General features: G+C 54.2%; 14 protein-coding genes. 5 read left to right on the forward strand and 9 right to left on the reverse strand.

The window, feature by feature from the left end; genetic code table 11:
* Positions 1-57 precede the first annotated feature (57 nt).
* Positions 58-2,091 (reverse strand): proteasome accessory factor PafA2 family protein, encoded by a 2,034-nt coding sequence (locus A9753_RS08525; RefSeq protein WP_218056755.1) that lies wholly within the window; start codon positions 2,089-2,091, stop codon positions 58-60.
* Positions 2,075-3,850, reverse strand: a complete 1,776-nt coding sequence (gene arc, locus A9753_RS08530; protein WP_083090429.1) for a proteasome ATPase — start codon at positions 3,848-3,850, stop codon at positions 2,075-2,077. Before arc ends, A9753_RS08525 begins: the two co-directional genes overlap by 17 nt.
* A gap of 208 nt (positions 3,851-4,058) precedes the next feature.
* On the opposite strand from arc, the gene valS reads away from it, so the two are divergent.
* The gene (gene valS / locus A9753_RS08535; protein WP_067783205.1) at positions 4,059-6,851 is read left to right on the forward strand and encodes a valine--tRNA ligase; all 2,793 of its coding nucleotides are present in this window, start codon (positions 4,059-4,061) and stop codon (positions 6,849-6,851) included.
* Positions 6,852-6,943: 92 nt separating this feature from the next.
* Here the strand turns inward: valS and A9753_RS08540 are convergent, their stop codons facing one another.
* From A9753_RS08540 to A9753_RS08560, 5 genes are all read right to left on the reverse strand, one after another.
* Entirely contained in the window at positions 6,944-7,960 is a 1,017-nt protein-coding gene (locus tag A9753_RS08540) for a LacI family DNA-binding transcriptional regulator (protein ID WP_067783208.1), read from the reverse strand.
* Positions 7,961-7,964: 4 nt separating this feature from the next.
* A complete protein-coding gene (locus A9753_RS08545; RefSeq protein WP_067783211.1) occupies positions 7,965-9,677 on the reverse strand; it encodes a glycoside hydrolase family 13 protein in 1,713 nt (570 codons plus the stop codon).
* Positions 9,674-10,546 carry a carbohydrate ABC transporter permease gene (locus A9753_RS08550; protein WP_067783214.1) on the reverse strand — a complete coding sequence of 291 codons (873 nt, stop codon included), beginning with the start codon at positions 10,544-10,546 and terminating at the stop codon, positions 9,674-9,676. The genes A9753_RS08545 and A9753_RS08550 overlap by 4 nt, the downstream gene beginning before the upstream one ends.
* Positions 10,543-11,589 (reverse strand): carbohydrate ABC transporter permease, encoded by a 1,047-nt coding sequence (locus A9753_RS08555; RefSeq protein WP_067783217.1) that lies wholly within the window; start codon positions 11,587-11,589, stop codon positions 10,543-10,545. Before A9753_RS08555 ends, A9753_RS08550 begins: the two co-directional genes overlap by 4 nt.
* Before the next feature lie 103 nt (positions 11,590-11,692).
* Complete coding sequence (locus tag A9753_RS08560; protein ID WP_067783220.1) at positions 11,693-13,000, reverse strand: ABC transporter substrate-binding protein; 1,308 nt, start codon at positions 12,998-13,000, stop codon at positions 11,693-11,695.
* 329 nt (positions 13,001-13,329) lie between these two features.
* On the opposite strand from A9753_RS08560, the gene A9753_RS08565 reads away from it, so the two are divergent.
* The 4 genes from A9753_RS08565 to A9753_RS08580 all read left to right on the forward strand — a co-directional run bounded on the left by A9753_RS08565 (position 13,330) and on the right by A9753_RS08580 (position 19,343).
* Positions 13,330-14,505, forward strand: a complete 1,176-nt coding sequence (locus A9753_RS08565) for a glycosyltransferase (protein ID WP_067783223.1) — start codon at positions 13,330-13,332, stop codon at positions 14,503-14,505.
* 60 nt (positions 14,506-14,565) lie between these two features.
* Entirely contained in the window at positions 14,566-16,422 is a 1,857-nt protein-coding gene (locus A9753_RS08570; RefSeq protein ID WP_067783226.1) for an AMP-dependent synthetase/ligase, read from the forward strand.
* An 81-nt stretch (positions 16,423-16,503) separates the two neighbouring features.
* Entirely contained in the window at positions 16,504-18,423 is a 1,920-nt protein-coding gene (locus A9753_RS08575; protein WP_067783229.1) for an AMP-dependent synthetase/ligase, read from the forward strand.
* A 128-nt stretch (positions 18,424-18,551) separates the two neighbouring features.
* Positions 18,552-19,343 (forward strand): YggS family pyridoxal phosphate-dependent enzyme, encoded by a 792-nt coding sequence (locus A9753_RS08580; RefSeq protein ID WP_176702770.1) that lies wholly within the window; start codon positions 18,552-18,554, stop codon positions 19,341-19,343.
* Between the two features lie 62 nt (positions 19,344-19,405).
* Here A9753_RS08580 and A9753_RS08585 read toward each other — a convergent pair whose 3' ends face one another.
* Both A9753_RS08585 and ilvC read right to left on the reverse strand, forming a co-directional pair.
* Positions 19,406-20,554 (reverse strand): branched-chain amino acid aminotransferase, encoded by a 1,149-nt coding sequence (locus tag A9753_RS08585; RefSeq protein ID WP_067783234.1) that lies wholly within the window; start codon positions 20,552-20,554, stop codon positions 19,406-19,408.
* Between the two features lie 151 nt (positions 20,555-20,705).
* Positions 20,706-21,737 carry a ketol-acid reductoisomerase gene (ilvC, locus tag A9753_RS08590; protein WP_083090447.1) on the reverse strand — a complete coding sequence of 344 codons (1,032 nt, stop codon included), beginning with the start codon at positions 21,735-21,737 and terminating at the stop codon, positions 20,706-20,708.

Genomic DNA, 21,737 nt, shown 5'->3' on the forward strand with positions numbered 1-21,737 from the left:
TCGCCATGATTAGCCATGTTGCGGGGGTAACTAGTAGTCAGTACCGTGCTAACGGCGCTATTGCTCATTGTCGTATGGAGCAATAGGCCCACCTCCTGCGCTTCGATGTACCGGTGGGTGAGCGATGGCACTGGGTGAGAAAGGATGAAGCTCGCGGTCAGGTTCTTGCCCTTCTAGTGATGGCTCAACTGTTCCAGGGTCCGGTGGCCGCACTCCAGTGAGTGCTTCCATGGTGTCTTGGATGCTGTTGGGGTTGAGAAGTTCAGCTACGCGGTCACGTCCGTAGGATTGGACGTCGGTAAGTGGCAGTCTCCAATGATGGGCGTCGAAGACTTCAAGGATGATGCTGTGCCATCCTGCGGCCACCACATTGTCCCGGAAATGGTCGATAAGGTAGCCCCGAAGGAATGCTCTGGTGGTCTGTGGTGGGCGGGCTTGGGCGTCTGCCAGGAGGTGAGGAGACCAGAGAGTGTGGTTAGCTTGTCCTTGGGGAGTCTTAGCGGCGAGCCCTTGTTCTTTCCCGAGTTCTGACCAAAGCAGGTCAACCATGCCGGCTACCGCATCGGCTTGCGAGGGGCTTGCGGCCCTACGGCTTCGAGCTCCGTTAATGATTGCAGCCCGTGCAACCCATTCAAGGTGACCCCCGGGAAGATCGGCACTCATGGAATGAGCGCCTTGGGCAATGGCGTAAGCGCGTTCCTGGAGGGCCATTAGTGACTGATCCCAGAAATGGATCAGTGCGATGGCTTCCTCATGCCACGTTGCCGTGGTTCCTAATGCAAAACGTTCTAGGTCAGGCAGTTCTATCGCAGTAGGCACGTGATGAGGGCCAGAAGAACTCGGATTTTCAGAGACGAGTTCAACGCCCCATGCTTCTGCCACTGCATGGAGGTAATGTCGTTGGATGTCGATGGCGGTTGCAGTGCGCCCGTCTGCCAGATCAAGAGGCTGCGCAATGGTGAGGTCGTGAGAGACGCGGTGAGAAGCATCCACAGGGTCCGCGAGCGCACACGAAGTAAACTGTTTGTCTTTCCCGGTAGAGATGACGGTCAGTACCAGAGCAGTCATACCGAGGCGTAACCATGTGATGGAATCGAATGCGTTCGCATCTCCCACAATGACGTGAAGACGACGCCAGTTGGAGGGGTCCGTATGCGGCTCATCGCGAGTGTTGATAATGGGACGATTAACTGTAGTACCTAGGCTCATCACTTGTTCGATGTAGTCGGCACGCTGAGAAATTTGGAAAGACTGGTGTTCACTGATTTGCCCCACTCCCCAGCGCCCTGCTCCCACAAGGATGGGACGGGTGACGAAGAATGGGATGAGCGCCTCCGCTAGGTGGTTAAATGATACGTCCCGAGTGACAAGATAGTTCTCGTGTGTTCCGTAACTAGCCCCTTTGCCATCAACGTTGTTTTTGAACAGCCTGGCAGTTGGCTTCCTGGAAGCATGATGGGGGGCTGACGTCGTGCCGGTGTCCTTCCTGGCTTCACTAAGGGGCGAAGATGAAGCGGCGTTTGTGTTGACAGAGTCGTATTCGTCGTCCGCTGTTCCGTTGACCATCGCAAGATAAGAAAGAGCCTGGCCCATGAGTTGGTCCCCCACCCGGTCATAAAGGACGGCTTGTGCGGGGCTTGAACATTCTGGAGTGGCATATTCGGGGTGGCCGTGGTCGACGTACAGGCGTGCCCCATTTGCCATAGCACTTGCGCTTCCACGTTGAAATTGTTCTTCACTGTGGGTTAGTCGCACGCTTAATTCATGATGTATTTCAGGGTGATGCGATACCTGCTCTTCATCGTCGGTGCGTCCAGGAACGGGACCGGCGGGGGTATCCATACCCTCAACATCTGTCAGCATGGAGGGGTGGGCCTGGTCACGAGATAATGTGAATCCACGAGCATCCCTGAGAGGTAATTCGCTGGAGTAATCCCAGCGCACGGCAACGCCGTCATGCCCGTCAATGCTAGCGCCGCTTGCCTTCAAGGCAGCGTGGGTGATGTCGATGGGTTGCGCACCGATGATGCCGTATTCATTCTCTGTGCCAAGGATAATGGGCACATCGTGGACGTTAGAGAACATCGTCATCACGTCCTCGTAGGCTCACATCGATAGTGCTTTCATCATGTGCCTCATCATGACTGGCCAGTATCTTTGACGTTTTGGCACGAGGATGAGTTGAGACATCTTGGATTTCCTCTCCTATCGCTTCATCCCTGCTCAGGCTTGTGGGCCGCGTTGGGTGAAGCGGCCGGGTACTCACAATTCCTAGCCCCGTCCCTGTCCCTTTCGTTCCACTGACGCGAGCCCAATCATCAGGATGCACAGTGGTGCGTGTGGCTTCGCTTTCTTCAATTTCAGACCATACAGCGTTGTCCATGTGGTGTAGGCGAAGGCCTTTACGGCCGGTGGCAACAAAATCTTTCACAGCTGATTTCTTTGCACGGTCGACAATATTGGCGATGATGGCACCGCTCATCAAATCGGCAACATAGAGCACACCGGTGGACCCGTCGGTATAGGTCACTTCCATCACTGCCATCTCGGGAGCACGCGAATACAGCAAGTCACACGCATGAGTAATCAGAGCCTGCGCTGCTCCAAAAGGCGAGCCTGTCTGAGCCACGAGTTCCTCATCAAGGGGAAGCTCAGGGGTAAGGTAGGTGCCCATTATTTGTTCAGCACCCGCACGGTCAGGGCGCGATACATGAATTTTTACGTCCAAGCGGCCGGGACGCATGATGGCCGGATCAATCATGTCTTCCCGGTTGGTCGCACCAATGATGACGACGTTATCGAGTTCATCGACACCATCAATTTCAGCAAGTAGTTGAGGAACCACAGTGGTTTCCACGTCAGAAGACTTACCAGAACCACGAGTACGGAATAGGGAGTCCATCTCGTCGAAAAAGATCACGACCACTGCACCACTAGCCGCTTTGGAGCGGGCGCGTTCAAAAATTAAGCGAATGCGGCGTTCTGTTTCACCCACATATTTATCGAGTAACTGAGGTCCTTTGATATTGAGGAAGTAGGAGCCGTGAGCACCATCGTGTTCCCCCAAGGATGCAGCCACTGCTTTGGCGATGAGGGTCTTTCCACATCCGGGTGGACCGTAAAGGAGAACGCCTCGTGGGGGCGTGAGGTGATGTTCTCGGTAAAGGTCAGGATGCGTAAAAGGTAGTTCCACAGCGTCGCGAATCGCCTCAATTTGTTCACCAAGGCCACCGATATCCTCGTAAGTGACATCGGGGATCGTTGCGAGGGTAAGTTCTTCGATTTCTGCGCGGACAACGGTCCGCACGGCGACTTTGGTGGATAAATCAGCCACGAGCGCTTCGCCTACGCGTGGTGGGTTCGTCCGCAGATCATCGCTCAGGGTAAGGAGTTGTTCTTCGTCATGACGAGCGATGACTAAGACGGTGTGGTCAGCGTATGTTTCTTTGACCGTGACAATATCGCCGTGGCGAGGCCCCTCAATAAGGCGCACCAATGCCATTCGCTCATTGAGACCAACCACCTGTCCGGGGCGCAGCGTACTGGTTACTACACCTGGACCAACGCTTACCCGGTGTTTACGTCCAGCGATAGACACGTCAGCAGTACGTTCGGTCACTTGCACGTCAAGGACTGTGGCATGGGACAGTGGCGGCGCTTGGAGAGCCTCAAGATCATCGTGGAGGGAGACGATTTCTTGACGGGCAGCACGCAACGCACTGGCCAGGTGTGTGTTCTTGCGAGTCAGCACTCCAGCATGTTCGGTCAGTTCACGAATACGTGCCTGGTAGTCCAGGTGGCGCCCTGTGCTAGTGCGCTCATTATCAACTGTGCTGGCATGTTCATCCATGCGTGTACGCCTCCTTGATTCGTACCGCGAGTGCCTGCCACCCCTACCACCCCATTGTGGTACGGGTGTACCAACTAGTCTATCGGTGGCGAGCGCCACATGACAGGACCTGAGTCCTGACAGGTAACTATGCGACGTCGGCCACGTTACGCTATGAAGTCACCGTAGCACCGTGACCAATTCAAGGTAGTCATGAAAGAATCACCCCATGCCTGAACACAACACTAATGCCGCCAGTGAGCGCTTCATCGACAGCACCACCCATACTCCCCACGTTCCGGAGAAAGTCAGTGCTGACGGACTTGAAGCCACCTGGACCCAGCGATGGGACGAGGAACAGATTTACGCATTCGATCGCAGTGCCGATCGTGACGATGTCTTCTCCATTGACACTCCTCCCCCCACGGTCTCCGGGTCACTGCACGTCGGCCACGTGTTCAGCTACACCCATACTGATACCGTCGCCCGTTTCCAGCGTATGCGCGGCAAATCCGTCTTCTACCCGATGGGTTGGGATGACAATGGCCTGCCCACCGAGCGTCGCGTGCAGAACTACTTCGGCGTGCGCTGTGACCCCACCCTGCCTTACGACCCTGACTTCGTTCCCCCACACGAGGGTGGCGATGGCAAGTCCATCAAGGCACGCGACCAAAAGCCCATCTCCCGCCAGAACTTCGTGGAACTGTGCGAACGCCTGACCGTTGACGATGAACGCCAATTCGAAGCCCTGTGGCGCCACCTCGGCCTATCTGTTGATTGGTCACGCACCTACCAGACCATCGGCACTCAGGCACGCAAGGTCGCTCAGGCTGCTTTCTTGCGTAACCTCGAGCGCGGTGAGGCCTACCAGGCTCAGGCACCCGGCCTGTGGGATGTTACCTTCCAGACCGCTGTGGCCCAGGCTGAATTAGAAAGTCGCGAATACCCCGGCTTCTACCACCGCCTCGCCTTTACCATGACCGATAAGCAGGCTGCCGCCAAGGCTGAAGCCGCCGGCGCCCCCATCGAAAACGGCGCACAGGTCTGTATCGAGACTACTCGTCCCGAACTCCTGCCTGCCTGCGTGGCACTCATTGCTCACCCCGATGACGAACGCTACCAGCCCCTGTTCGGCACCACCGTGGCCTCCCCCATCTTCGGCGTAGAGGTGCCCGTCTTAGCACATCCCGCCGCCGAAAAGGACAAAGGCGCGGGTATCGCCATGTGCTGTACCTTCGGTGACACCACGGATATCGACTGGTGGCGTGACCTGGATCTTCCGCTGCGCGCCATCATTCGTAAGGACGGCCGTCTAGAGACCGAGACACCTGAGTGGATTACTGATGCCCGCGGCGTCGATATGTACGAAGCCATGGCAGGCAAGACCGCCTTCTCTGCCCGCGAAGCACTCGTTGAGGCGCTGAAAGAAACCGGCGACCTGCGCGGCGAGCCCACCAAGACTATCCGCCAGACCAACTTCTTCGAAAAGGGCGATAAACCCCTCGAAATCGTCACCTCCCGCCAGTGGTATGTGCGCAACGGCGGCAAGGAATGGACAAACCCCGCATCTGGTAAGGATCTGCGCAGCGAACTACTTGAACGTGGTCAGGAACTATCCTTCCACCCCGATTTCATGCGCGTGCGCTATGACAACTGGGTCAAGGGTCTGAACAATGACTGGCTCATTTCCCGTCAGCGCTTCTTCGGCGTTCCTTTCCCACTGTGGTATGCCGTGGACGCCAACGGAGAAGTGGACTACAACCAGGTCATCACCCCCAGTGAAGACATTCTTCCTGTCGATCCTTCCTCCGATGTCCCTGAGGGTTACACCGAAGAACAGCGTGGCCAGGCCGGCGGATTCGTGGGTGAACTCGACATTATGGACACGTGGGCCACTTCCTCCTTGTCCCCTCAGCTCGTCAGTGGCTGGCTGCATGATGAAGATCTGTTCAACCGCGTCTACCCCATGGACCTACGTCCCCAGGGCCAGGACATCATCCGCACCTGGCTATTTAGTTCTGTGGTTCGCGCCAACCTCGAATTCGGCGCGCTGCCTTGGAAGAACGCTGGCATCTCCGGTTGGATCCTAGACAAGGACCACAAGAAGATGAGCAAGTCCAAGGGCAACGTGGTCACACCGCAGGGCCTGCTGGACAAGTACGGTTCCGACGCTGTGCGCTACTGGGCAGCATCTGCTCGTCTTGGTCTTGACCCCGCTTTCGAAGAAAGCCAAATCAAGATCGGCCGTCGCCTTGCCATCAAGGTCCTTAACGCATCCAAGTTCGCCCTGTCCATGGGTATCCCCTGGGATGCTGATGAAGCCACCAAGGCTGCTGCACCGGCACCGAACCTCACTGTGTCTGACGTAACCGTGGACGTGGATAAAGCGATGCTGGCTCAGCTTGCCAAGGTTGTTGAAGGCGCTACGGCAGCATTCGAGCGTTACGAGCACGCTCGCGCCCTGGAGATGACTGAGTCTCTGTTCTGGACTTTCTGCGATGACTACATCGAACTGGTCAAGGACCGTGCTACCAATTCTGATGGTACCCAGGATGAGGCTGGAGTTCGCTCCGCCCGTACCGCATTGGCCATTGCTGTGGACACCTTCGTCCGTCTGTTTGCTCCTTTCCTCCCCTTCGTCACTGAAGAGGTATGGAGTTGGTACCGTACTGGCAGTGTTCACCGTGCTCCTTGGCCCAATGCTGAGGAGTTGCGTAAGGATCTTGCCATTGAGGATTGCGATAGCGAGCATGACCTGGTGAGCATCGCCGGCGCGGCGCTAACCGTGTTGCGCAAGATTAAATCCGAGGCTAAGACGAGCCAGCGCACCCCGCTGATTAACGTCTCCGTTGAGGTCGATGAAGCAGTTGCTTCCTTGATTGAGCGCGTACGCGCTGACCTTATCCAGGCCGCCAAGATCACTCATGAGTTCAAGGTCGCTATTGCCGAGCGCCGCGATGAAGAATCCGGCCCCGTGCGCGTGGTTTCCTCCGAGCTCGGTGAAGCCCCCGCCAAGAAGTAAGTAATGGCTGGGTCATAACAACTCGGTGGGGGGCCTCCGCATTCGCGGAGGCCCCCCACCGTTTTTGCTCACGGCTGTGCCTGCCTTTCTAATTAGCGCCTAGGCGGGATAGCAGTGGAATAGTCGGAATGAAGAAGAGCTGGGCGCACGGTGTGATGCTCATAAGGTTCGCCTCGCACCATTGCTAGAAGAACTTCGCCTGCTGCGTGGCCCATGGCACTGCGATCCACGCTGTATTCAGTAACGCGAAGTGCCGGGTCAAGGCCGAATGCCTCAGAAACCCCCAGAGAAATCATAGAGAAATCATTGGGGATGCTCAGGCCTCTTGCGGCAGCAGCACAAGCAACGCCACTGATAGCTACTGGCGTATTGGTGACAATTGCCGTTGCACCCTCAATAAGACCACCCTTCTCAACGACTCCCACAGCCTGGCGCGGAGAATCGGCGACAGCACGGACAATAAGGTCAAGTCCGCACGCACGTGCTGCGTCTTTTACGGCATCGAACTGAGCATGGTGGGCATGGACTTCATCGCATTCCACATCACGCATCACCGCAATGACTCGCCTATGTCCCAAGCGTGCAAGGTGCTTCATTCCGTCCAGTGCCATGGCAGAGAAATCTGCATCCACACCTGGAGCGCCACCCAAACGCCCTGAGGTACCAATTAAAACGGTCGGTACTTCTTCATCAAGAAGAATGGCCTCACGCTCGTCATCAGTGGTCACGTCCATGAGGATGGCCGTATCAATGCCTCGCGAGCGCACGAGCGTCCGCAACCACTCATCCGTGTCCAATGGGTCCGGCACAGGTAAAACCACGCTCATGTGCCGAGTTTCCACACTGCGACGAACACCGTTGACATAAGCCAGATCGTTCATGTCAATGGCAGAACGGTAGTAACGGAAAAGGACTCCCACAGTACGCACCGAGCGCGCCGCGAGGGTTCCCGCGGCGGCATTCGGCTTATACCCCAAGCGTTCAACCACATCGAGGACACGTTGACGAGTCTCCAGGGATGTGGAGCGTGCACCGGTGAGCACATAAGTGACAGTTGATGGTGACACACCGGCTTCACGGGCGACTTGTGCTCGTGTCACGGGAACCATGGTGCTATTTCTCGATCCACACGCACCCGTTGGCGGGAACGGTCACGGTGTCCGTATCCCAGCGGCACGGGTCAGCATCCTGATCTGAGACGACTCCAGCCCATGAGGTCATAATGACCGAGCCAGTGGCGGGGATGCTCTGTTCCTCATCAGTGACGTTGAGAATAATGCGGTGCTCGCCATTGTCGAATGCGAGGACTCCGTCGGGCGCCTCCACCCACTGCAGTTCTCCTCGTCCAAGGCTCAGGCGCGCACGCAAGGCGAGCGCTGCACGATACATCAACAGAGTGGACGCTGAATCGTCCTGCTGCTCGGGAGCAAAGCGCCCCCAATCAGCCGGTTGCGGCAGCCAACTCTGCCCGGTCTCATTGAATCCGTAGGCCGGTCCCTGTGCACTCCACGGCAGCGGAATACGACAGCCGTCGCGGCCACGCACCACACCGTCCGTTCGGAACCAACTGGGATCCTGACGGGCCTCAGGCGGAACAGTGGTGTGCTCAGGAAGCCCGAGTTCTTCACCCTGGTAGAGGTAGACGCTGCCGGGCAGGGCAAGCATAAACAGTGTCGCTGCCCTTGCTCGCCGCAGGCCCAGTTCCTCATCGGGTTGCGGATCGTCTGGGCCGATTCCGCGTTCGATGTCCGTGCCACATGGGTAGCCGAATCGAGTTGCATGGCGTACCACATCATGGTTGGACAGTACCCAGGTGGTGGGAGCTCCTACGGCAGCGTTGGCTTCCATGGTTTCATCTATGACGTGCCGCATGGCCTGGGCGTCCCATCCTGCTTTAAGGAAGGGAAAATTGAATGCTTGGCTCATTTCGTCAGAGCGCACGTAGTTCGCCAATTCACTGGCAGGCTCCACCCAGGCTTCGGCCACGAGAAGTTTGTCCTCACCGTAGTCATTGAGCACCGCGCGCCAGTGGCGATAAATCTCATGCACACCGGGCTGGTTGAATGCTGGGCCACTGTCAGGTTGCTTCTCGACTTCTTCATCCGGGTCGAGTACCTGCCAGCGGTCGGGGCCCACGTCGTCATCAGGCAATCCAGGGGCCTTAACCAAGGCATGAGCGACGTCAACACGAAACCCGTCAATTCCTCGAACGCACCAGAAACGGAGAAATTGTTCGAAGTGCTCATGAACGTCAGGGTGGTCCCAGTTTACGTCCGGTTGTTCGGGAGCAAAGAGGTGCAGGTAATACCAGTGGCGGTCTTCTTCCTTACCGGTCAGTTCGTGCACGCTCGCCCACGCTGAACCTCCGAAAAGACTGCCCCAGTTATTGGGCATTCCATCGTCGCTGTAGCGGAAGTGGTAGCGCTCCCTCTCTGGCGATCCGGGGCCAGCTTCCAAAGCCTGGCGGAACCATTCATGCTCCGATGAGGTGTGGTTAGGTACCAGATCGATCACCACCTTGATTCCTGCCTGATGGAGGGCAGCAATGAGTTGGTCGGCCTGGTCGAGGGTGCCAAATTCTGGGGCGATATCGAAATAGTTAGCTACGTCGTAGCCCGCATCGACTCCCGGTGAAGGATAGAAAGGAGATAGCCATACGGCGTCGATACCTAGTGACTCGAGATACGGAACTTTGTCGATGATGCCTGAGAGATCTCCCATGCCATCGCCGTTAGCGTCAGCAAACGAGCGGGGATAGATCTGATAGAACACGGCATCACGCCACCATGCATCGGGGTGTGATAGGGGCGGTTGAGTGACAGTCATTTCACACCACCTGCGGCTAGGCCAGCAACGATACGACGTTGGAAGAGGAGCACCATGATGACCAGCGGAATAGTCATCACCACACCAGCGGCCATCTGAGAACCGAATGGGGTGTTGAACTGACTAGCGCCGGTGAACTTACTGAGTAGCACGGTGGCCGGCTGCATTGTTGGGTCATTAATCATTGTCACGGCCACAAGGAATTCGTTCCATGCACCGATGAAGATGATGATGGCGGTGGTGAAAATGCCGGGAGCAGCGATAGGCAGGATGACCTTGCGGAATGCCTGTGCGGGTGTGCAGCCATCCACCATCGCTGCCTGCTCAAGTTCTTGAGGCATTTGACGGAAGAAACTCGTCAGATTCCATACCGCCAGAGGTAAGGAGAAAGACAAATCGGGGATGATCATGGCCTGGTAGGTGTTAATCCAGCCCCACTCAGAGAAGTTTTTCAGCAGCGGCACGATGATGGCCACGAGCGGGAACATCGAGGTGGCGATGACGAGGAACAACAGGAGGGTCTTGCCACGGAACTCCAGGCGTGCCAGTGCGTAGGAGGCAAAGGTGGCAACAAGCAGGGCGATGATCGTCACGGCAACGGAGACGATAGTGGAGTTGAGCAAGCCGTGGGCGAAGTTGTTTTTTGCTGAGAAGACTGCAGCATAGTTGTCGAAGGTGGGGTTTGCTGGCCACCAGGAGTTATCGAAGATTTCTGAGTCTGGACGCAAGGATGAGACAACCATCCAGTAGAAGGGGGCCAGACAGTAGATGACAATAAGTCCAATGCCGATGCTGGGGAAGATTTTGGCTTTCCAGTCATTCTTTTGGTGAACTGTGTAAGTTTCGGCGCTTACAGTTGCGGCACTCATGAACGGCCCCTTTCCTTCTCGGTGCTCTGGTCATCGTGAGCAACGGCTCCAGCGGGTTTTGAGCGCTTGAAGAAAGCGCTGAGTGGGAGTTTGTGTCCCTTCTTGATTCCCTTGCGTGAATCTCCCACGAGGTCTGCGCCGAGGATCTTGACGAAGGCAACGGCGATGATGAAGACGTAGAGGAAGAGGATGAGGGCGTAGGCTGCAGCACTTCCGTAGCGGAGGTTGGATGCTTCGTCTTGGACGAGCATGGAGAGGGTTTCGACGCTGCCCTTGCGCGGGCCAATCAAAATGTAGGGCAGGTCGAACATTCGCATGGCATCGAGCATGCGGAAAAGTACTGCCACCACAAGGGCTGGTTTAACCAAAGGAAGCGTGATGGACACGAAGCGTTTCCAGGCGTTGGCGCCGTCAATTTTCGCTGCTTCGTAGACCTCATCAGGGATGACTTGGAGGCCTGCAAGGGTAAGAAGACCAATATACGGTGCAGTTTTCCAGACGTCGGCGATGATGATGGCCCACTTTGCTGACCAGTCGCCTGAGGCCCACATGATGTGCTGGCCGAGGATGGCATTGGCTACACCGTTCTGGTTGAAGATCCAGCCCCACAAGATCGCAGATACCGCAGTGGGAATCGCCCAGGGAACGAGGATGGCTGCGCGAACCACCCCGCGTCCCTTCATGGCTTTATGCATGATCAGCGCCATGGATACACCGAGGATGGTTTCGAGGGCAACAGTGACAACACCAAATAGGGTGGTGTTGTAGAAAGCTGTCCAAAAGCGGTCACCTGAGGAAGTGAAAATGTCAGTGTAGTTAGAAAGTCCAACGAATGGTTCTGTTTTGGAAACGAAGCCAGTCTTGGGGTCCAGTCCTGCTTTGCCGTAGAGGGACTGATTAAGGGATTGGAAGACGGGGACAATGATGACGATGCTAAGCACGAGGATGGTGGGTGCTACGAGGAGTGCGGCGAGTCGACTTTGAGCCTTCGCACTCTTGGACCGTCCCCGTCGAACCAGGGGTGAGGACGTCATTGTACTCATGAGGTTCCTTGGGTTTTATGGTGAAATTTGGACGCAACGAACTAAGTCATGGTGGATCGTAGGCCTCCTACGACCCACCATGACGTTGTTCTGATGCACGTAATCAGGCGCTAACGGCCTTCAGTTTGGATTCGAGATCCTTGATTGCTTCTTCAGCGGTGGTCTCACCCTTGATTGCTGGGTAGATAGCATCCTGAATAGCGGCAGTGACGTCACCGTAATTGACTACACGGGGGCGTCCCTTCGCATCATCCAATGAATCTTTAAGTACCGGCAGATAAGGGAACTGTTGAACATTTTCTTCTTCGGTGTACAGTTCCCCGAGAATTGGAGCAAGACTTTGCTCTTTCAATGCGTATTCTTCAGATTCTTTGCTTGTCCACCATTGAATAAACTTCAATGCCGTGGCTTTGTTCTTGCAATCCTTGGAAATGGCGCAGTTATGTCCTCCGAGGGTGGGGACATAGGCATTGCCGTTGATCGACGGTAATGGAGCCACACCGAATTTTTCCACGCCTAGGGCTTCAAGATCTGAACCGTATTCGTATGGCCATTGACGATAGAAAAGAAGTTGGTCCGATTCGAAAGCATTACGTCCGTCTTCTTCTTTCCATTCCAATGCGGCCTGAGGAATGATGCCGTCTTTAAATCCATCCATGGCTGTTTGCAGGCCCTTGATGGATTCAGGAGAGTTGATGATGACGTCACCCTTATCGTTGTAGAAGCCACCACCGCATGTGTGAATGAATTCAGAGATGTTGCAGGTCAAACCTTCATATTTTGCCCATTGGCCGCCGAATCCACCAATGTTTTCGTGTCCGGGAAGTTTACGAACTGCATCAATAGCGGTCTTGACTTCATCCCAGGTAGTGGGAACCTTGACACCGGCCTGCTCCAGCAAATCCTTGCGGTAATACATCATGGGTGCGTCTGTAGCGAAAGGCATACCGTAAAGCACGTCACGGTACACGCCAGTGTTGTAAACGGCATCAATGATGTCATTGTTCTTCAACTCCTCGGCAGGAAGAGGCATTACCCACTGGTTGGCTGCGAATTCAGCAACCCACACGTTATCCAAGCTAATAACGTCGTATGCGTCAGAGTTAGTCTGCGCGTTATTCACTAAGGACTGACGCTGTTGGTCAGCTTCAGAGGAGAGTTCGATGAGAGTAACTTCTTCACCGGGGTTTTCCTTGTTCCACTCATCGAGGCGTGCCTGGACCTTGCCGCCGGAGAAGTCTTTCCCCTGAACCCAGGTGATAGGACCGGTTCCCTCAAATTCAGCAGATTGGGGGGAAGCGGGAGCGTCACTAGAGTGGTCTTTAGATCCACCACAGGCGGCTAAAGTCGCCAACAACGCGGTTGCTGCGCTGGCTTGTATAAAGCGGCGGCGAGGTAATGATGTGGCCATGAAAGTTTCCTCCTTGAAACATGACTGTGCGCTAGGCGTACTCGGCGCGAAGAGTCCCTCGTGGGGCGGTTCGGTTCGGGCACGGGCTGTTTTTCATCAACTGACCGTTGAGAGCGGTGGATGAAAATCAGTTGTCGACGCGCGTCGACTGTGACTCATCTATAGTGTCATACCTCACGACGCCTATGGCTTATTGTGACACTTTTGTGACATATAAATAACCGCAACAACATTTGAGGACATGCACCGTACGACAGCCACTCCCGCCTGAACTAAAACCTTCGTTGTATCATTGGGTTTGCCCCCAATGATCTACGAAGATAACAATTATGACAATCCAAAAAGTTTATTTCATCGCCTTGAGAATCCCTGAATTTAGCGGAGGATCAACGGCTGTCGAAACACTGTCCCAGGGCTTCGCAAACATAGGCATCGACGTCGAACACGTTTCCCTATACCCAGGAACGCGACAAGCAGTTATCCCAACAACTACATTTTCAAAACACGAAACTCTACTGCGCTACCCAATCAAGACAACAAGCAGCAAAATAAGTCTTCCTTTAAATTTCATTAAGAAAAAGACCGCAAAGTCAAAATTTAGAAAAAAAGTAAACCATTTTGCAAATAACATCGAAAAAAACTCCGCACTAATATTCACCACCAACACTCCCGTAATTGAATTCTTAGAAAATGGGATCGACCCATCCAAACTTCCGGCAGTCTCAATATTGCAACACCATTCAGAATTTAAGGTCCTTTACCGCAACAAGTCACTTCCCGAAGTTTTTAGGCGAGCACAAAGGCATACTGACGCCTTCACGTGCTTAACATACGAAGACGCAAAAGATTTCTCAAGTTTTTTTTCTAATGATTCTAAATATTTTATTAATCCATCACGATTCAGTCGCCCAAATTCCTTACCAAAACGAGATAAAAAAGTGATCTCAATTTTCTCCAGACTATCCGGAGAAAAACGATTAGATTTAATGATAAAACTTTTTACCGAAAGTAACACGAACAACGAATGGGAACTGCACCTCTATGGTGATGGACAAGAAAAAGAAAGGATCTTAGGGATAATCAAAACATTGAATGCTGAGGATCAAGTTAAATTATACCCGTTCACCGAAAACGTCGAAGATATATTAGAACGCACTTCTTTGTCCCTTAATACATCATCAACAGAAGGACTCCCAATGACAATTATCGAAGCTTCTACGTTTGGCGTTCCAACCATCGCTTTCAATATTTCTCCCGGCATGAGACTTTTGGAGGGATTAGGAGCATGCACTCTTGTTCCCAATAATGACGAACTAGCCTTCAAAAACTTATTATCCAACCTACTAGCAGATGATAATCTATTGACAGAACTACAAGAACGAGCATTCCAGGCGTCCACCCATTTCTCAAAAACACAAATTGCTGAAGAGTGGCTAAGTTGGATGAACTCCTTACAACAACAAAAGTTCCATCCTTTTTCTACTGAGGATTCCTCTAAAATCTAACGTTAAGGTCTGCGTTTCTTTAGACCCACCTTCCAACGAAAAACCTGGCAGAATGAAACGGTGAGTTTTGATCCATCCGCACAGGTATCCACCAGCCCGATCACCAAGAACCCACAGTCATCGTGGACTGTTCCTTGGATGCTTGCTGAGCGCGTGTCTCGTAATCCCCACGGAACGATCGTCGAACGAAAAGTCTCACTCGGGCGCACCTGGAGCAAAGTCAGCGCTCAAACATTTATGGATGAAGTCATGCGCCTGGCTTGTGGTTTCATCGGCCTAGGGCTCGAACCAGGTACACGTGTAGGCATCATGGCCCACACGTCATACGAATGGTTCGCGCTTGATATGGCCATCGCTCAAGCAGGCCTGATCAGCGTCCCCATTTACGAAACTAGTTCTGCTGAACAAATCGAATGGATCGTTCGCGATTCAGCTGTCCGTGTCATCATCACGGAGAACGGCGCCATGGCACAGATCGCCCATTCGGTCGCCAAAAATGTTCCTCTTCTCCAACACATTTACGCACTAGATTCTGATGGTTTAAGTTGCATTGCCGCAGCCGGTACTACTGTCAGTCAACGTGCAGCACATGAACGTGCTCAGGCATTATGCGCCGATGATGTGTATTCCATCGTCTACACCTCAGGAACCACAGGGCGGCCCAAGGGGGTTGAACTGACCCACCGCAATGCCGCAGCTCTTGCAACCAACGGTATCGACTGGCTCCCTGAGGTCCTAGCAGGTGAACAAATCCGTCTCTTGCTTTTCCTGCCTTTGGCTCACGTGTACGCCCGTTTTCTTCAACTCCTCGCAGTAGCAGGCGACGGCGTACTAGGCCACTGCCCCGATGCGCGCACTCTGCTGCCTGACTTACAAAGTTTTGCTCCTACGTATGTTCTGGCAGTTCCCCGCGTGTTTGAAAAGATTTACAACGCCGCCGACGCTAAAGCCGGAAGCGGCATGAGCCTAAAAACTTTCCGTTGGGCTGCCAAGGTAGCTATTGAATACTCCCGCGCCTTAGATAGCCAGGATGGCCCTTCACGTTCTCTCCGCATTGCACACAAAACAGCAAATCGTCTCGTTTATCGCCAGATTCGTGCCCTCCTCGGTCCTCGCGCAAAATTCGCTATTTCTGGCGGCGGTCCCTTAGGGGAACGTCTCGGTCATTTCTACCGCGGTATTGGTCTGAGCATTCTTGAAGGCTACGGTCTCACCGAAACTATCGGCCCCGCTTGCGTGAACACAGATCGTCTGTCCAAGATCGGAACCGTAGGCCCGCCGGTGTGCGGTAACTCCATTCGTGTGGCTGACGACGGTGAGATTTATGTCCGCGGCCTTGGCGTGTTCTCTCGTTATCACAACAACGAAGAAGCCACTCGTGAGTCATTCACTGAGGATGGATGGTTTAAAACCGGTGATATCGGAACCATCGATGACGATGGTTACCTGAAAATTACGGGTCGTAAGAAAGAACTCATCGTCACTGCCGGTGGGAAGAACGTTGCCCCTGCCATCCTTGAAGATCGTTTACGTGGCCACCCCTTAGTCAGCCAAGTCATGGTGATTGGTGATGGTGAACCGTTCATCGCTGCGTTGGTCACTTTGGATCCAGAAATGCTTCCTCAGTGGCTTCGTAACCATGGTCTTCCCGATATGACCGTTGCTGAAGCATCGTCTCATCCTGAGGTTCTTGCGGCTCTGGATCGCGCCGTGGCGCGAACCAATAAGGCAGTTTCTCGTGCTGAATCGATTCGCACCTATCGCATCTTGACCACTGATTTCACTGAGGCTAACGGTCTACTTACTCCATCATTGAAGGTCAAGCGCCAGGCCGTGATGAAAGCCCATGCTGACGCTGTGAAGGACATTTACTCGTCGGTTCAGGCAGGTCCCTCGGAAAAAGACACTCAGGCTTAGTAAGGTTCCTCCACAATCTGTAAGGACTTGTTGGACAAGTTGCCTATCTTTTCAGTCTTGTCTGTCAGGCAAAATTACGATATGGCACAAACTGAGCATCCTTCGGGCCCAGCACACAAAGTCTCTTCTCCCGCAGAGGTTCCCCCTCCCCCGCGTACTGACGCCACCCAGGCTCGCGAGTTCTCTACTGAACTTGCTGTGCCCATGCATGACAAAATGACGGGCCCATGGGCCCTATCTGAACGTGTGCGGAATAATCCCAAAGGCGCACTCATTGCCAAGAAAGCGTCCCTGGGTAAACGGTGGCGCGATATGAGCGCTCAAGCGTTCCGTCTCGAAGTACGTGAAGTGGCTTCGGGTCTGATCGCTCGTGGTCTACAACCAGGAGATTGCGTCTCCATCATGGCTCACACGAGTTACGAGTGGACGCTACTCGATTTTGCTTGCTGGGAGGCGGGACTCGTCGTCGTTCCCATTTATGAGACCAGTTCACTAGAACAGATGGAATGGATCCTCAAGGATGCCGATGTTCGCCTCATCATCGTAGAAAACGAGGCGATGGAAATGCAGGCACGCCAAATCGCTCAGTCTTTACCTCATCTAGATGTGTTAAGCCTGGCAAAGTTCGCCGTAATTGAGCTCATGACAGAAGGAAAAGACGTTCCTGAGCGTGTACTCAATCAGCGCGCGAACAGTCTCCACGCCGATGATCTTGCCACCATCGTCTATACCTCCGGCACTACAGGGCGTCCTAAGGGAGTGGAACTCACCCATGGTTCCCTTGTTGGCCTGTGCTACCAAGGGTGTGCTCGTGTTCCTGAAGTGATGATGGGCAAGGAAGTGCGGACCCTGCTCTTCCTACCTCTGGCACATATTTTCGCTCGCTTTGTTGAAATGCTTGTAGTGGTCTCCCCCAATGGGGTGATGGGACATGCTCCGGATGTTAAAAACCTCATCGCGGACTTATCGAGTTTCCAGCCCACCTTTGTACTTGCTGTACCTCGCGTCTTTGAAAAAATTTACAATGCCGCCGACGCTCGCAACTCTGGCTCCAAACAAAAACTTTTCCGCTTCGCCGCCAAAACCGCTATTGCATACTCCCGTGCGCTCGATACTCCGCTTGGCCCGTCCAAGGCTCTGCGCGCTCAGCACGCAATGGCAGACAAACTGGTGTATTCCAAACTCCGCTCACTAATGGGAGGTAAAACCAAATTCGTTATTTCTGGTGGCGGTCCCTTAGGTGAACGTCTAGGCCACTTCTACCGTGGTTGTGGTATGACTTTCCTCGAAGGCTACGGCCTAACTGAAACTGCTGCGCCAGTCACCATTAACCTGCCGACTCGTACTGAAGTCGGCAGTGTTGGACCGTGCGTTCCTGGTGTCAGCGTTCGTATCGATGATGACGGTGAAATCCTCATCAAGGGCATCGGTATTTTCCGTGGCTACCATAACAATGCAGATGCAACACAGGAATCCTTCACTAATGATGGCTGGTTCCGAAGCGGTGATATTGGTTCATTTGATGAGCGCGGTATGCTGCACATTACTGGTCGTAAAAAAGAAATCATTGTGACAGCTGGTGGTAAGAATGTTGCTCCTGCTGTTTTAGAAGATCGTCTGCGCGGCCACCCATTAGTTAGCCAGGTACTTGTCGTGGGCGATAATCGTCCCTGTATTGGTGCTCTTGTCACACTTGATACGGAAATTCTTCCCCTCTGGTTGGCAAGCCACGGGATTGAGGATTTAGATCCCGTTGCAGCGACCACGGATCCTCGTGTTCGTGAGGCGTTGGAACGTGCCGTGGCACGTGCCAACGAAGTAGTTTCCCGAGCAGAGTCCATCCGTACCTTCACGGTTCTTCCTGGTGATTTCTCTGTCGATAACGGTCTACTTACTCCCTCGTTGAAAGTCCGCCGTGCCGAAGCGGTAAAGCGTTTTGCTAACGAAATTGATGCACTCTACGATCACGTCCCAAGTCTCACTACTGCTCAACACAAGTAGTGTTGCGAGCCTTGTAGTGTTGGCCGGTTTGGCATGACCAGTATCAAACGGCTTAGCCCCATAAGAAACTCCCGCAGTCTGGTATTAGCCAGTTTGGCATGACAAGTGTCAAACAGCCTATATTGAGAATGATGAACAGCAATATCAGTGACCGTGTGAGTGCTCTCCTTGACCGTGTTGAGGAGGCAACCGCATCAGCCGGCCGCCCAGAGGGAAGTGTTGATGTGTTAGCCGCGGTGAAAACGCAAAATGACGCTGATATTGCTCAGGTGATACGTGTGATGTCTGCACTGCGCCCTGAACGTATCGTCAACCTCGGTCATAACCGTGTCAATGAGTTGGTTGCTGGTGGACCAGCTCTTTGTGCTTCTGATCTCCCAGCCCATCGGATGCATCTCATTGGCCCGTTGCAGAGAAATAAAGTCAGCAAGATGCTGCGGTGGGCTTCGGCTCTTGATTCCCTGGACTCTCTCCGTCTTGCCCATAAGGTAAATGATGGGATTGAGCGCGCAAATACTGAATCCTTGACGGACGATACTGCCCAGGTACTAATGATTGGCGCTCATACGAAGTTGGATGTCCTTATTCAGGTCAATGTGTCGGGTGAAGAGACGAAGTCAGGTTTTCTTCCTTCGGCTACTCTCGACGCAGCTTGTGAGATTGCTGCACTCCCCCACCTACGCCTTCGTGGGCTGATGACCGTTGGCCTAAACAGTAACGACGAGTTGGCTGTCCGTACGGGATACGCTCAGTTACGTGAGTTAGTAACGGAAATTCGCCAGACCTCTCATGAAGGAACAGAGCAGTGCACCGAACTATCCATGGGCATGACTCATGATGTGGAATGGGCAATCGCTGAAGGCTCCACTCAGGTACGCGTAGGCCAGGCTCTGTTTGGTCCTCGCCCTGCCACGGTGTAAGTCACCGTAAGCAGAGCGAGGAATCGCGCAATCCACGCGAGCAATGCAACGAATTGTGCCGTTCAGCAGATCTTGTACATCCAACCGAAGGGATCTTCCACGCGGCCGTACTGAATATCGGTCAGTGTCCGGTGGATCTGAGGAGTCAGCTCACCGACCGGTACCTCAAGGTCGAAGGTTTCGCTCTTGAGTCGGCCTACGGGGGTCACCACAGCAGCCGTTCCACAAGCGAAGATTTCAGCGATGGTTCCAGCCTGAAGCTGGGCGGTGAGTTCGGACAGGATGATCGTGTCTTCCTTCACCGTGTAGCCCTTGCTGGTGAGCAGGGTGATGATGGCACTGCGGGTTCCGCCTTCGAGAATGGTTCCGGTCAAGCGGGGGGTGCGAATTGTGCCGTCTGTGTCCACAACGAAGAGATTCATGCCGCCCAGTTCTTCAATAGTGGTCTGGGTGACGTCATCAAGAAAGCACACCTGGTCACAGTCATTGTCATAAGCCTGCTGTTGAGGAAGCAGAGAGGCTGCGTAGTTGCCGGAGGTCTTGGCTGCACCGGTTCCACCGCGTCCTGCACGGTGGTAATCGGTGGTCACCCAAATAGATACAGGGGTAAAGCCACCCTTGAAGTAGGCGCCGGAAGGCGAGGCAATTACGTAGTAATCAACGGTATGCGCAGGCTTAACACCGAGGAATGCTTCAGAAGCGAACATGAAGGGACGCAGGTACAGACTGGAGCCGGGAGCGGAAGGAACCCATTGGGCATCGGCACGGACCAGGTCCACCAGAGAGGCTACGAAGTCATCTTCGCAAAGTTCAGGTAGAGCGAGGCGACGTGCTGAGGCGTTAAAACGGGCGGCGTTGTAGCGGGGGCGGAAGGTCCAGATGGAACCGTCTTCATGACGGTAGGCCTTAATACCTTCGAAAACCTCCTGGCCATAGTGGAGCACTGATGCTGCTGGGGACAAAGCGATAGGACCGTAGGGCACCACGCTATGGCTCTGCCACTGGCCGTCGGTGAAGCGAGCATAAGCCATATGGTCGCTAAAGACTGTGCCGAAGGAGAGGCTGGCCAGGTGTTCTTCACGCTGCTGGTCAGTGACCGGGGTGGGATTGGGGTGAAGGGGGAATCGACCGGCGAGTTCGTCGGCGGGTGGGACAGGGATACTTGCTGCTTGTGCTAGCGGGGTCAGGGTGGTCGATTCATTGTCGCTCATAGTGGAACCTTACCGCTGTTGTGGGAAATGTGACGGTGATGTGAGATATGAGGAGGGCCGTCACCTCACGGCGACGGCCCCTCCTGACACTCAACTGTTGAGCACTGTGTTCATCATGAAGGAAAAGTGCTCAGCATAAAAGTGCTATCGATCAGCGTGCAACGCTGCCTTCGTGGTAGTCGGAGTCAAGATCCTGGCGCCACGCAAACAGAGAACGTACTTCACGGCCTGTGGTTTCGATCGGATGGGATTCGCCAGCCTTGCGCAAGCGAAGGAATTCTTCTGCACCACTAGTTTGGTCGTCCATGAATCGCTTAGCGAAGGAGCCATTCTGGATGTCTGCCAGAACATCCTTCATGTGGTCCTTAACGTCAGGGGTAATAACACGGGGACCGGAGACGTAGTCGCCGTATTCAGCGGTGTCAGAGCAGGACCAGCGCTGTTTAGAAATGCCGCCTTCGTTAATGAGGTCGACGATCAGTTTCAGTTCGTGGCAAACCTCGAAGTAAGCCATTTCGGGCTGGTAGCCGGCTTCCACAAGGGTTTCAAAGCCGTACTGGATGAGTTGGGATACACCGCCGCAAAGTACAGACTGCTCGCCGAAGAGGTCAGTTTCAGTTTCTTCGCGGAAGGTGGTCTTGATGGCACCTGCACGGGTACCACCAATTGCCTTGGCGTAGGAGAGCACGAGGGGCCATGCCTGACCGGAGGAATCCTGCTCAACGCAGACGAGAACGGGCACACCACGTCCTGCTTCAAACTCGCGGCGCACAGTATGACCGGGGCCCTTAGGAGCAACCATGACGACGTCCACACCGTCGGGAGCATTGATGTAGCCAAAGTGAATGTTGAAGCCATGGGAGAAGAGCAGAGCACTACCAGGACGAAGGTGAGGAGCAATCTCCTCAGTGTAGAGCTGAGCCTGAACCTGGTCAGGTGCCAGGACAACAACCACGTCTGCTTGAGCAACAGCCTCAGCAATGGGGAGGACGGTCAGGCCTGCCTCTTCGGCCTTCACTGTTGAACTGGATCCTTCACGGAGACCAACAACCACCTCAACGCCGGAATCACGCAGGTTCAGTGCGTGGGCGTGGCCCTGGGAACCGTAGCCGATAACTGCGACCTTCTTTGACTGGATGACGGAGAGGTCTGCGTCTTCGTCGTGGAACATTTCTGCCATGAT

This window comes from Actinomyces vulturis (genome assembly GCF_001687305.1).
In the GTDB taxonomy this organism is placed as follows: domain Bacteria; phylum Actinomycetota; class Actinomycetes; order Actinomycetales; family Actinomycetaceae; genus Actinomyces; species Actinomyces vulturis.

Excerpts from the sequence above, each read along its gene's own strand:
- A9753_RS08555 (WP_067783217.1), bottom strand. The coding sequence starts at position 11,589 with ATGAGTACAATGACGTCCTCACCCCTGGTTCGACGGGGACGGTCCAAG.
- A9753_RS08585 (WP_067783234.1), bottom strand. The coding sequence starts at position 20,554 with ATGAGCGACAATGAATCGACCACCCTGACCCCGCTAGCACAAGCAGCA.
- A9753_RS08560 (WP_067783220.1), bottom strand. The coding sequence starts at position 13,000 with ATGGCCACATCATTACCTCGCCGCCGCTTTATACAAGCCAGCGCAGCA.
- arc (WP_083090429.1), bottom strand. The coding sequence starts at position 3,850 with ATGGATGAACATGCCAGCACAGTTGATAATGAGCGCACTAGCACAGGG.
- A9753_RS08565 (WP_067783223.1), top strand. The coding sequence starts at position 13,330 with ATGACAATCCAAAAAGTTTATTTCATCGCCTTGAGAATCCCTGAATTT.
- A9753_RS08575 (WP_067783229.1), top strand. The coding sequence starts at position 16,504 with ATGGCACAAACTGAGCATCCTTCGGGCCCAGCACACAAAGTCTCTTCT.
- A9753_RS08580 (WP_176702770.1), top strand. The coding sequence starts at position 18,552 with ATGATGAACAGCAATATCAGTGACCGTGTGAGTGCTCTCCTTGACCGT.
- A9753_RS08550 (WP_067783214.1), bottom strand. The coding sequence starts at position 10,546 with ATGAGTGCCGCAACTGTAAGCGCCGAAACTTACACAGTTCACCAAAAG.
- A9753_RS08540 (WP_067783208.1), bottom strand. The coding sequence starts at position 7,960 with ATGGTTCCCGTGACACGAGCACAAGTCGCCCGTGAAGCCGGTGTGTCA.
- A9753_RS08525 (WP_218056755.1), bottom strand. The coding sequence starts at position 2,091 with ATGACGATGTTCTCTAACGTCCACGATGTGCCCATTATCCTTGGCACA.
- A9753_RS08545 (WP_067783211.1), bottom strand. The coding sequence starts at position 9,677 with ATGACTGTCACTCAACCGCCCCTATCACACCCCGATGCATGGTGGCGT.
- valS (WP_067783205.1), top strand. The coding sequence starts at position 4,059 with ATGCCTGAACACAACACTAATGCCGCCAGTGAGCGCTTCATCGACAGC.